Raw genomic sequence first — 12,773 nt, forward strand, 5'->3', positions numbered from 1 at the left:
CTTGAGAGTACGCGCGATCGCGTGTTGTCAGACGCAAGAGAAGCGCAAGAGCGGGTGCAATCTCAAGCGCAAGAACTGAGAACGAGGGTTGAAGACTACCTGCGGAACACTCAGAAAGAAGAACTCAATCCAGAGGGCATTGAGCGGGAACTCAGCGCGTTGCTCAACGATCCGCAAGCCGGACTGAGGGCACTGCGAGAACGACTTTCGCAATTTGATCGCGATACCTTGGTGCAACTGCTGAGCCAACGCCAAGACCTCAACGAAGAGCAAATCAACCAAGTGTTGAATCAGATCGAATCGATTCGCGATCGCATTCTTCACGCTCCAGGACAAGTTGCGGGCAAAGCGAAAGAGCAGTACCAGCAGACCATTAGCGCGATCGCAGATTACCTTCGCCAAACGAATCTAGATGAACTTGATCCAGACGGCATTCAACGGGATCTCACCACATTGTTGAATGACCCGAAAGCAGGAGCATCTGCTCTGCAAGGTCGCCTTGCTCAAGTCGATCGAGATACGCTGGTGCAACTGTTGACTCAGCAGGGGAACCTGAGCGAGGAGCAAATTAACCAGACTATTGATCAGGTGCAAACCGCGATTCGCAATACTGTCAAGGCTCCTCGTCGTCTCGCCAGCCGTGCCCAAAAACAGGCAGTGAATTTTGAAGCAAGTCTAGAAGACTACTTGCGGAACACTCAGAAAGAAGAACTCAATCCAGAGGGCATCAAACGCGATCTGCAACTCTTGCTTCAGCATCCGCAGGCAGGACTAGGCAGCTTAGGCGATCGCGCCTCGCAGTTCGATCGCTCGACGTTTGTCGCCCTGCTCTCTCAACGAGAAGATCTCTCTGAAGAAGAAGCTAATCAGATTGCAGATCAAATCGAGTCTGTCTTCAAGTCGATCGTTGGACAGATCCAAAAGGTGCAGCAGACTGTTCAATCCAGTGTGGACAGAGTGTTCAGTAGACTTCGGGACTCTCTCAACTCGCTAGAGCGCCCCGAACTCAACTACGACGGCATTAAGCAAGATTTCAGTACCTTGTTTGATGACCCTCAAGCTGGCTTTGAAGCCCTGCGCGATCGCTTGAGTGCGTTCGATCGGGATACCTTGGTGTCAGTTTTGAGTGCCCGTGAGGACGTTTCGGAAGCAGATGTTAACCGAATTATTGACCAAGTTGAAGGAGTGAGAAGCAGCGTATTACACCGTGCTGAACGCATCCAGCAAGAAGCTCAAAACCGAATCAAGTCGATTCAACATCAAGCCAAAAAGCAGGCCATTGAAACTCAAAAAGTGGCAGCAGGTGCAGCGTGGTGGCTGTTTAGTGCCGCCCTCTCGTCCCTAGTTGCCTCTGCGATCGCAGGCTTCATTGCAGTGTAGTGCCATAACAAATCGTCTAAAGCGATCAAAAATTATTCATTTTTGATCGCTTTAGTAACGCTTTCAGCAAAACATTCAAATTAAATTAACAACACCTAATACAAGGAGACTAATCATGTATACAGAAACACCAGAAACTGAAACCGTCGCTCTTCAGAACGAATCTCTATCCCTGAACTCGGCGTCAGACCTAGAATCGTCAAGCAGCCAAGATGTAACACTTGAGGCATCGCAATGGTGGTCACACAACAAGCATAAGATCTCAGCCTTCTTTAGAGATCCTTTCAGCTATGTTTCTAGTTTTTGGCAGCAGTACAAGCCTATTTTCGTCATGCTGGGTTGGATTCTGCTCGCGATCGTGGGAGTTCAGCTAACCTTGGCTCTATTTAGTGCGCTGCTCGATGTGGCTGCAAGTGTTCCTTTATTGTCACCATTGCTTGAGTTAGTCGGCATGGGCTACACAGGTTGGTTTGTCTATCGCTACTTGCTCAAAGCATCTAACCGCCAGGAGCTTTCTCAGTACTTTGGTCAGGTTAAAACCGAGATACTAGAAAGCTAAGAAGTGAGGCTAAAAGAGCGGTGAAGCTTAATTTAGCAGTACTTGATTTCAATATCTAAAGGTTGAAGCTCACGTTTGAAACGGTCTGCCACCACTATCCTTGTACTCCCTGTAGGTCAAGCCAATGGGTTAGCGTCCGAGATCGCAATCCATTGGCTAATCACTCTACCGGCAGAGCTTCAAACGTGTCGCAATACAGAGACACTTCTACGTCGAACTTTGTATCAATGGAGTCGCATGTCATCAGGCATTGCTCTACACGCTCTAAACTCACGATTTATACTTTAGGAGAACTAAAATAATGGTTTTTAATCAGCGCAACGAACTTGCAGGCAATCACAGACGAGCGGTTGGCGTATTTTCGAGCCGTCGGGATGCTGAAAATGCTCTTCACGAACTCAGTGCTTCCGGGTTTAACATGGATCATGTTTCTGTTGTTACCCGCGACACAGATCATCGAGATGGCCTAGCAGGTGCAGAGGTCAAGGAGCGGGTAGGAAACAAGGCAGATGAGGGTGCAGGCGTTGGTGCAGTATCAGGAGGCGCGCTAGGCGGTTTGACTGGGCTGCTGGTTGGTCTAGGAACACTTGCTATTCCTGGAGTGGGTCCGATCATGTTGGCAGGCGCAGCAGCAACCGCGATCGCAACGACTCTAGCAGGCGGCGCGATCGGAGCGGCAAGCGGCGGATTACTTGGCGGACTCATTGGGCTAGGCGTTCCTGAGAAAGAAGCTCGGCATTACAATGAGCGAGTTGAGAAAGGTGACTATTTAGTGATTGTCGATGGTACAGCAGACGAAATTCATCGGGCTGAAACACTGCTTAAGCGTCAAGGCATCCGAGATTGGGCGGTTAATGATATTCCCGTTGCAACCGCCAACCAAAGCCAAACCGCTGTCGATCGCACATCGCCAGCCGTAGCTCCTCTTACGTCGAGCGACGCTACTTTAAACCAACGCGATCGCGCAACCAGAGACGAATCGGTCAAGCTGTACGAAGAACGCTTGGTGGTAGACAAAGACCGTGAGAAAGTTGGGGAAGTTGCTGTCAATAAGCGAGTTGAGACTGAAACTGCACAAGTATCTGTTCCCATCGAAAAAGAGCGGGTCGTGATCGAGCGCGTCACGCCGACCGATGCAGCAGTAGCTTCAGGTAGCGATGCCTTTCACGAGGGCGAAGCAGTGCGAGTGGAGGTCTATGAAGAAACTCCGGAAATTCGCAAAGAAGCTTTCGTGCGTGAGGAAGTAGATATTCATAAAGAAGTCACTCAGGAAACAGTCCGGGCTGAAGAAACTCTACGTCGGGAAGAACTCAATATCGATACCCAGGGTCATCCTACCGTTAATGATCCTAGAAATACGAACACTCGCGATCGCGCGTAAACAACTTGCGAAGTAGTCACACGCAATCGTCTCGAGTTGATTCAGCTTGTCGATTGTGCTGCTACTCTCGCTCTATTTCAAACACATTAATAACTCAAGGCAATGAAAAAATTGACTCTAGCGCTACTTGGTAGCATTTTAGCGGCAGGCGTAGTGGCATGCGACAACGCGGCAAAAACAAGTAGCAGTGCCCCTGATACAGTTGAGTCCAGCAGCCCCGCTCCAGGAGCAGCAAATAATGCTGAAACGCTTGACAAATCTACGGCTAAAACGGGTCAAGACGATGCGGTAAGCGAGACTCGCCGTAAGCAGTTGAATGCTGATATTCGCGCTCGTGAACAGCGCGACCAGGCGGGTGGCGATGACGGTCAGCGAGCCGATGGCGATCTTAAAAGCGAGGTGAGATCGAAACTAGAAGCGAATTTACCCGCAAGTGCTCTTGCGGTTGATGCCAAAGATGGAGCTGTTATAGTCACGGGAACTGTAGTTGATGACAAACAACTACAGAAAATTGAGCCTTTGGCAAAGCAGATCAAAGGCGTTAAAAGTGTTGAGGTGAAAGCCGCGCTTGCATCTGCTGCAAAACCTGAACCACCAAAGTCTGACACAAAGGAACCCATAAAAGACCAGACCAATAAGCAGTAAGTCCTTCGTTAGCAGATTATAAAAGTGTCCATAGTTTCTACACTGTGGACACTTTGATTTTTGTATCGCTAACGTTGTAGACCTGTTAATCAGCTTCGATATCGCGTCGCAAAAACGTGATCAATAGCGTCTTGACAAGGGCGATGCAATCTTGTCAAACCACAGGTCTACAACATGGGTTGATCTAGTGGGTAGCGATATAGTTACTTTCAGAGAGATAGTCGCTGCTATTTCCTCAGCACTTCCAATTCTGGAGTTTACCTTTCGCTCTGCCACACTGAATTTAAAGAATGGACGACATTTTCTAATATTTTTTCTAATGCTATAGTACAAGTATTCTATTTATGATTTTGCAGAGGAAGCAGACTGTCTGCATTAATGAGCATGACTCAATCAGTTAAGTTTCGCTTATTTGGCAATGGAGATTCAGGTCAAGGAATGCTGTTTGGGCAAGCCGCGATCGTGTGTGGAGACCTTCTGAGTCAGCCAGATCGGGTACAGCGAACGCGGGATGGCGACCCTTGCATTCGCCTAGAATTAGCCGAACTTCAAATCCTCCAGTCGGCTTTAGAAGCGCAAGGCTATGAAATTTCAATTCTTAGAACGAAACGTGCCCCGATTGGGCTAGGAAAAAAGACCGCTTCTCTCATGGGTGAAGCGGCTCCGATCGTAGCAGAGATGCTAGGACTACCGCTCTCGCAGACTCAAAAATCGGCTAAGCCATTAGTTCGATTTCCAAAAGAACGAGTCGCTGAAGTGCAACAACTGTTAGAAGCCGATGGGTTTGTCGTCACCGTGGCCGAGATTCAATCCAATCTTCCACCCAAAGCTGTCTTTCGGCTCAAGGAAGACGATGACGGAGAGGAAACCTATTTTCTGTTTGATGCCTCTGCCCAGAACGTAGCCGAGGCGTTGGGATGCGCATTATCACAAACGCCGGGAGGACGCCCCAAACTGGTGATGACGCGACAAGAGTACAAGCGTGCTAAAGCGCACTTAGTCCAACTGGGGTTTGATATTTCCCTCAAAGATCTAAAGCTGAAAGCCAAACTGCTGGTGTCGGATTCGACTATGCAAAGTGCCGTCTTGGTGGGTGATGATGCGCTAGAAGCTGCCGCGCTTTTAGATAAAGAGTTGCGCTACACCGCACCGACAGCTAAAACAGGCGCTCCTCTACCCATGCTTGTCCTTTTATCCTCAGATGATGTGCATCGCGCCCAAGCGGTGCTGGAGTCTAACGGCTATGAAGTAGCGCTGGAATTTCGGGAAGCTGGCAAAGTTGCAAATGTCTCCATTTACAGCAATGGTGGAATTGTGTTTGGAGAGGCCGCTGCGATCGTGGCTGACCAGTGCAATTTTCCGTTAGAAGTGGCGCAAGCGACCGGAAATCAAATGGTTAAAGTACCAATGGATCAACTGGGGGCAGTGCGATCGCATCTGGTCAATCAGGGATACAAAATCAACGAATCTCAGCGCCGTAGACAAACTCATCAGTTATCGCAAGCTGACTCGCGAGTTGCCAAAATTACAGTCTTATCTGGAGATTTTGTCCTGTTCAAGACTGCGGCAGAACGCACTGCTGCTTGGTTAGAGACATCCGTTCAGAAACAGGGAAATCAATCGATCTTAAAGCTACCCATGACTCAGCTTCAGTCTGTCAAAACGTTTTTAGAAGCAGAAGGATTTGCAGTCGAGGAGCGCCATATTGCTGCACTGCCTGTATAGTTCAGCAAACGAGGATAGAGAATACGATGCCGTAAAGGTTACGATTAAACCGCTTGACCCTGTTAGGAGTTACACCCTTATGATCATGCAAGCTCAAGAGAAACGCAGCTATACAGCCGAAGAATATCTTGAATTTGAAGTCAACTCAGAAGAGCGACATGCCTACATCGACGGTGAAATTACTCTTATGGCAGGCGGACTTCCCAATCACAACAAAATTGCACTTAATCTTAGCAGTAGCCTCAACGTCGGGCTAAAGCGTCAGCCTTTTGAAGTCTACATGACTGATCAGCGTCTTTGGATTCCTGAAAAGCGCATTTATACTTACCCTGATGTCATGCTCATGGCGCAGCCTATTCAATATCAAGAGGGTCGCCGTGATACTCTCATTAATCCGCTTCTAATTGTGGAAGTGCTATCTCAATCAACTCGCAGCTACGACAAAGACGAAAAATTCACTGCCTATCGCACCATTCCTTCGTTTCGAGAATACCTCCTCGTCGATCAAGATAGAATGCATGTTGAACACTACATTAAAACTGCTGATCGAGAATGGATGTTTCGGGAATACGAAGCCGAGACGAAACCAATCGAAATTGCCTCTGTACCTTGCCAAATCGAACTAGCCGATCTCTACGATAAAGTCGATTTCAGCAGTTCAGAAGATGCTCAAACTCAGGAGTGAAAGACAGCACAGATCGACACGGTTAAACGGATCGATCCAACTCTCTCAGCGCTTGTCGAAATGCTTCAAATCCGGTCGTGGAATGTAGTTTGAGCGGCTCGGTTGAGAAGACATAGTACACATCTCCGGTATCAGTCACTTCAAAATCGGCAAAGCATTCTCGCGCCCACAGATCGAGATAACGGCGCGCGATCGCAGGCTCTAACCGCGCCACACTCGCAAACTCAACCAGCGAAATTCGTCCCTTATTTAATTGCAACAAGCGAAAGAAGCGATCTTGAATCGAACGGCGTTTGGCGATCGAACTCATATAGAGCAACAGTCCTCCGATCGCAGAGGGCGCTAAACCAAAAAAGATCAGCAGCGTGTAGAGAATTGCGATCGCCCATCCTGGCGGATGACTCAACAGCAGTGCCATTACAATTCCAACCGACACCGTTCCACCACTAACCAGAAACAAACTGCCCGCAACTTTTCCAGCGACGCTCCAAATTCGATTCATAGCCGCATCCTGCCCGCTCAGCAAAATCGATAAATTCACCCCCACCCTAACTTGTTTTACCGCCTTTGAGGGGGACGGTTGTTACGGCGGTTTACCCCCCTACCCAAACGCAAGCCGCGACCTGGTTTTCTGTCTAGAGAACAATTCCATCCTCGATCATCTGGATTTAAGCTACGGTGAGGAAAGATGCCGACGAAGCGTCGTATAGTTAGCTTCCTATTATTGCCACCTACCTCACTGCCACCAATATGTTTTCACGCCTTGTCCAGACCAGTTCCCGTCAAGGAGAAATTGTTGAAGTCGTTCTCCGCAACGGTTGGGACTACATGCGACGCCTACTCACAGGCGGAAAAGTAGATGAGCCTAAACTGCCGCCCCCTGCGGTGCTGCGAAACATTTTGGTGGAATTAGGTCCGGTTTACGTCAAGTTAGGTCAGTTGCTCAGTACTCGTCCTGACTTGCTATCACCAGACTATATTGAGGCGCTTTCTACACTCCAAGCAGAAGTGCCGCCTGTCGATTGGGCAGAAATCGAAGTTTTGCTGCGGAAACAACTGCGATTATCGCTAGAAGAAACATTTGCCGCCATTCAGTTTCAACCTGTAGCGGCAGGGTCGATCGCTCAAACCCATCGTGCGACGCTAAAAGACGGTCGTGAAGTGGCGCTCAAAATTCAGCGTCCTGGCTTATCGGCGGTGATCGAACAAGACATTACGCTGATTCGCTTTATTGCTCGGCTGGTCGCACAAACCGACTTTGGACAGTACTACGATATTGTGGCGATCGCAGAAGAATTTACGCAAGCTCTCAGAACCGAACTCGACTTTACGCAAGAAGCTCACTATACCGATCAACTCCGCCACAACTTAAGCAACACCCGATGGTTTGACCCAACCCGGATTACCGTTCCAGACATCTACTGGGAATACACCACCGACAAACTGATCGTGATGGAGTGGCTTGACGGCGTTCCGCTGCTGTCTGCCACGTTTACCAACCCAGCGTTTGATGGAGATGCCGCCCGCGAACGAGAAGAAATCTCAACCCTGCTGCTGCGAGCGTTTTTTCAACAGATCTGCTTGGATGGCTTCTTCCATGCCGATCCGCACCCTGGCAATTTGTTCTATCTCCGGGATGGCCGAGTTGCCTTGTTTGACTGCGGCATGGTTGGACGCATCGACCCCCGCACGCAGCAAATTTTGTTGGAATTGGTGTTAGCGATCGTCAATCTCGATGCGCAGCGCTGCACCCAACTCGTTTTGCAACTTGCGCCTTCGGTTAACCCAATCAACCGCGTCAAACTCCAAACCGAATTTGATCAGCTACTGCGCCGTTACTACAGCTTAAATATTACTCAAGTCAACTTCAGCAAGCTGGTGTACGAAGTGCTGCAAGTGGCGCGAAACAACAAGATTCGGATTCCAGGAAATTTGGGACTGTGTGCAAAAGCGATCGCGAACCTAGAAGGCATTGCGCGGGCGCTTGACCCAAACTTCAATATCCCGAACAAACTCCGCCCGATGATGACCGAGGTATTTCAGCGGCAAATTATTGGCGAAGCGCCTTTAGTAGCGTTGCTGCGAACTGCGTTAGATTTGAAGACTCTCTCGCTTCAGTCGCCGCGTCAGGTAGAATCTTTGCTCGATCGGGTCACGTCTGAAACGCTGCAATGGAACCTCTCGGTTCGAGAAGGAGAACCAATCCGGCGAACAATGGAATCGTCAGCAAATCGATTGTCGTTTAGCGTGGTTGTGGGTGCGTTGATCATCGGAGCCGCGACCATTTCGGCTAACACTCAATCGAGCCAGGTGTATTGGCTTAGTGATGTTTTGTTTGCGGTGGCAAGCTTTCTCGGGCTTTGGCTCGTGATTAGCATTCTGCGATCGGGTCAACTGAAGTAGTGCGCCAATGTTTATGGCTGTACGGAAGCATTTAAAGTAGGAAACTGAAACGTAAAACATGGAAACTAATGGTCACATTGCTCTTAGAGGCATTCATTAAGCTGGTAAAGCCGTTTGTTGAAATCTGGTTTCAAAGTGCATAACACCCTCTAGGCAACCAAAAGTGCTACGGAGAGTGCAGCCAAGACTAGTCAGTCTGATATCTTGTCACAGAAAATCAGGGAATGATTGAAGCAATGTCAAGAATCAAGCCCAGGGGATCCGTACATGAGAGCAGCGTTTCCAAGCAATGAAGACCAGAGAATTGCCAAGCTACTTAGCTATGGCATTCTCGATACAGAATCAGAGCCTGCTTATGATGATCTGGCTATCCTAGCTTCTTACATTTGCAAAACTCCAATTGCTCTGGTGAGTCTGGTTGATGCTAAGCGGCAGTGGTTCAAATCAACCGTTGGGCTAGATGCCGTCGAAACCCATCGGGACTTGGCATTTTGCGCTCATGCCATTTTGCAGCCTGAGGTCTTAGTGGTTCCTGATGCTAGAGAGGACGATCGCTTCGTCAATAATCCTTTAGTGACAGGAGAACCCTACATCCGGTTTTATGCAGGAGTTCCTCTAATTACCACAGACGGCTTTGCGTTGGGTACGCTCTGTGTGATTGATACCCAACCTCGAACGCTGGATTCTGAACAAATCAATGCGATCGCGGCCCTCGGTCGACAAGTGATCAGCCAGATTGAGTTGAGGATGAGCCACCAAAAGCTCACACAAGAAATCCTAGAACACGAGCGTATTGAAGCCGAACGGCAACAAGTAGAAGCAAACTTGCAGAAAGAACGAGAACGTCTCAAAGCGATACTGGACAACCTGACAGACGGAATTGTTGCCTGCGATGAAACCGGGCATTTGATGCTGTTTAACCACGCGACTCAGGTCTTTCATGGCTTGCCTGACTCGCCTCTGCCACCCGATGAGTGGGCAGCACACTTTGATCTTTACTTGGCAGACGGGAAAACGCCGATGCCAGTAGAAGATATTCCGTTGTTTCGGGCATTTCGGGGAGAGATCGTGCACGAGGCTGAAATGGTCATCGCGCCAGTAAAGCACGGTCGAACCCGTACTTTACTGGCGAGTGGACAGGCGTTTTTTGATGCGGCGGGGAAGAAACTGGGTGCAGTTGTTGCCATGCACGACATTAGCGATCGCAAACAAGCGGAGGCTGAGCGCGATCGTATGGAAACAGCCTTACGTCAGAGCGAAGCCAGGTTTCAAAGATTAGCTCAAAATCTACCCGGTACAATTTTCCAGTTTCGGATGGCGACAGACGGCACGGCAAGGCTGCCGTACATTAACGCTTTTTGCAAAGACCTATACGAAGTAGAACCTGAAGCCGCCCAGCAAAATGTCAACCTGATTCTCGATTGTGTTCACCCTGATGATTTCGGCTCGTTCTACACGTCCATTCAAGTATCTTGGCAAACCCTTGAGCCGTGGGATTGGGTCGGGCGGTTTATCATGCCTTCTGGTCAGGTCAAGTGGCTGCACTGGATTTCTCGTCCAGAGCGCCAGGCCGATGGCTCAACCCTTTGGGATGGACTGCAATTGGATGTTAGCGATCGCAAACAAGCCGAAACCGCTCTGCAAACAGCACTGCAAGAAACCGAATATCAGTCTCGCCTATTGCGAACCGTGCTTGATTCTACCCAAGATTGGATTTTTGCCAAAGACCAGGATTTCCGCTATGTCCTGGTCAATAGCAGTTATGCAGAAGGCCTGGGGCAACCTGTAGAGGCGATGCTGGGCAAAGATGATCTGGAGCTAGGCTTCTCGCAAGAGCTAGTCTTCGGTAACTCTGAGAAAAAGATTCAGGGATTTCGCTCTGACGATCAAGCAGCGCTTGCAGGTGAAAAGATTCACAATTCCTATGATCTAGCGACTACTGCAGATGGCTCGCTACGAATATTTGATACCCGCAAAACTCCACTGCACAGCTCAGACGGAGACATTTTTGCAATGCTGGGATTTAGCCGTGACGTGACCGAGCAGTATTATGCCCAAGAAGCACTGCGTTGTTCTGAAGCCGACCTGAAAGAGAAAGCAGAGGAATTGGAGCAAACGCTGCAAGAACTGCAACGTACGCAGATGCAAATGATTCAAGCCGAGAAAATGTCTGGTTTAGGTCAGCTAGTAGGAGGGATTGCTCACGAAATTAACAATCCAGTTAACTTCATTCACGGTAACATCACTCCCGCCTGGCAGTACGCTCAAGAGCTATTAAACTTACTGGCTCTCTATCAAACTCAAGTCCTCAGCCCCCCTCCGGCGATTCAAGCACTGGTTGAGAACCTTGACCTGGAGTTTATTCAGAAGGATCTGCCAAAGCTATTTGCCTCAATGAAGATGGGAACCGAACGAATTCGAGAAATTGTGCTGTCGCTAAGAAACTTCTCCCGCCTTGATGAAGCTGAGATGAAACACGTTGATTTACATGAGGGCATCGACAGCGCGCTGGTCATTTTGGATGGTCGGCTGAAAGCAAAATCAGCCCAGCAGCCAGGAATTGAAGTTGTTAAGCAGTATAGCTATCTGCCCTTAGTTGAATGCTACGCTGGACAGCTAAATCAAGTGCTGATGAACATCTTGAATAACGCGATCTATGCCTTGGAAGAACTCGCCACCAGCCGAACGCAGCAGGAAACCAAAGACCAACCTAGTCGCATTAAGATTCGGACATTAGTTATTAATTCAAACTGGGTGAGCATTGCGATCGCTGACAATGGACCAGGAATGTCAGAAACGCTTCAAAGACAGGTTTTCAATCCGTTCTTCACAACCAAGCCTGTCGGTAAAGGAACAGGCATGGGTATGGCAATTAGTTATCAGATCATCAGTGAAAAACATGGGGGTAAGCTGGAATGCTTTTCAACACTTGGAGAAGGGACTGAATTTGTGATTCAAATCCCTATTTGTCAGCCCTCTGGAGCAGTCTCCCTATAACTAAAACGGTTGAGGACAAGCGAATGGAATCAGTCAAGAGGATAACCTAGTCCTATCAACAGCTTCGCCAAGATGTAGAACGCGGAAAACCCATGATGGATCGGCTATGGAGCAACCGCTAGTGCATAACGCTGAGGTTCAATCGGTACAAACCGAGGAAGTGAGTGCAGATGAGTTGTGGTCATTTGTTTCAAAAAACAAAAGCAGTGTCTCCCAGCAGAGGTAGAAACGGGCGATTGTTGAATTGCAGCCAGTTTGGCAGATTCAAGCGGATTGATTTTGGCAGCAAGAGTTGGAGAACACACCGATGAATTGATTGAGGAGTTAGTCGTTAGTAGTGAAGGAAAAACTGCCTGTAAACATTTCAATAGCGATGCTTGGGGCGGTTACGAACGAGTCTTACCTCTCGAAATTCTCCATCGCATTAGCAAGGACAAGACACAACGCTTAGAGCGAACGAATGGCATTATCAGTCAACAAACCGGACGATGGCATCGCAGACAGAACAAGATTGGCAAGGTATGGGAGCAAACGAAGGTGACAACCCGATTGGTGGTGAGTTATTTCAACTGGATTTGGCAACATAGTCGCTTGAAGACGACGGCAGCGCAACGAGCAGGATTAACGCTACAACCTTAGACTTGGCATGAACTCGTTACTTATCCCACTATAGTTTGATGCACTCCCGTTTCTTCTTGGGTAAGATTTTAAGCAACAGGGGTTCAAAGAGGTCCCATTCCTCATCGGTGAGGTCGCTGGAATAGGGCATAGCATCTAAATTAGGCGAGTTTGCGTTCCTAATTCCTATTCTAAAAGATCTCAAATGGGTTCTACAGCCTTTTCCAGCCTAATGAGGTACAAGCTAGAGTAATGTAAAGTGCCATCTCTAAGCTAGCGATTATGCAACCCTACTCGCCCGACCTCCGCCAGAGAATTGTAGACCGGGTCGTGTTCTAGACGTGTGGAGCGATAGCTAAATGGGTAATCCAAATTCGTAC

The 12,773-nt window shown here is 48.7% G+C and carries 8 protein-coding genes and 2 pseudogenes; 9 read left to right on the forward strand and 1 reads right to left on the reverse strand.

Going from position 1 to position 12,773, the window contains the following annotated elements:
• The 6 genes and pseudogenes from AC5JLB_RS07695 to AC5JLB_RS07720 form a co-directional block, all read left to right on the forward strand.
• Positions 1–1,380 (forward strand): annotated as a pseudogene (locus AC5JLB_RS07695) (MFS transporter); the annotation flags it as partial.
• Positions 1,381–1,495: 115 nt separating this feature from the next.
• Entirely contained in the window at positions 1,496–1,939 is a 444-nt protein-coding gene (locus AC5JLB_RS07700) for a CAAD domain-containing protein (RefSeq protein ID WP_495873246.1), read from the forward strand.
• Positions 1,940–2,240: 301 nt separating this feature from the next.
• On the forward strand, positions 2,241–3,320 hold the full coding sequence (locus AC5JLB_RS07705) for a DUF2382 domain-containing protein (protein WP_495873247.1): 1,080 nt from the start codon (positions 2,241–2,243) through the stop codon (positions 3,318–3,320).
• Between the two features lie 102 nt (positions 3,321–3,422).
• The gene (locus AC5JLB_RS07710) at positions 3,423–3,965 is read left to right on the forward strand and encodes a BON domain-containing protein (protein WP_495873248.1); all 543 of its coding nucleotides are present in this window, start codon (positions 3,423–3,425) and stop codon (positions 3,963–3,965) included.
• 384 nt (positions 3,966–4,349) lie between these two features.
• A complete protein-coding gene (locus AC5JLB_RS07715; RefSeq protein ID WP_495873249.1) occupies positions 4,350–5,690 on the forward strand; it encodes a hypothetical protein in 1,341 nt (446 codons plus the stop codon).
• A gap of 79 nt (positions 5,691–5,769) precedes the next feature.
• Positions 5,770–6,375: a Uma2 family endonuclease gene (locus AC5JLB_RS07720; RefSeq protein WP_495873250.1), complete on the forward strand. Its 606-nt coding sequence runs from the start codon at positions 5,770–5,772 to the stop codon at positions 6,373–6,375.
• 22 nt (positions 6,376–6,397) lie between these two features.
• On the opposite strand, the gene AC5JLB_RS07725 is transcribed toward AC5JLB_RS07720, so the two are convergent.
• The gene (locus tag AC5JLB_RS07725; RefSeq protein ID WP_495873251.1) at positions 6,398–6,916 is read right to left on the reverse strand and encodes a hypothetical protein; all 519 of its coding nucleotides are present in this window, start codon (positions 6,914–6,916) and stop codon (positions 6,398–6,400) included.
• Positions 6,917–7,125: 209 nt separating this feature from the next.
• Here AC5JLB_RS07725 and AC5JLB_RS07730 point away from each other — a divergent pair, with 209 nt between their 5' ends.
• From AC5JLB_RS07730 to AC5JLB_RS07740, 3 genes and pseudogenes are all read left to right on the forward strand, one after another.
• Complete coding sequence (locus AC5JLB_RS07730; protein ID WP_495873252.1) at positions 7,126–8,778, forward strand: ABC1 kinase family protein; 1,653 nt, start codon at positions 7,126–7,128, stop codon at positions 8,776–8,778.
• Between the two features lie 267 nt (positions 8,779–9,045).
• Positions 9,046–11,775: a PAS domain S-box protein gene (locus tag AC5JLB_RS07735; protein ID WP_495873253.1), complete on the forward strand. Its 2,730-nt coding sequence runs from the start codon at positions 9,046–9,048 to the stop codon at positions 11,773–11,775.
• A 118-nt stretch (positions 11,776–11,893) separates the two neighbouring features.
• A pseudogene (locus AC5JLB_RS07740) lies at positions 11,894–12,414 on the forward strand (IS1 family transposase); the annotation flags it as partial.
• Positions 12,415–12,773 lie beyond the last annotated feature (359 nt).

It is taken from the genome of Myxacorys chilensis (assembly GCF_059505265.1).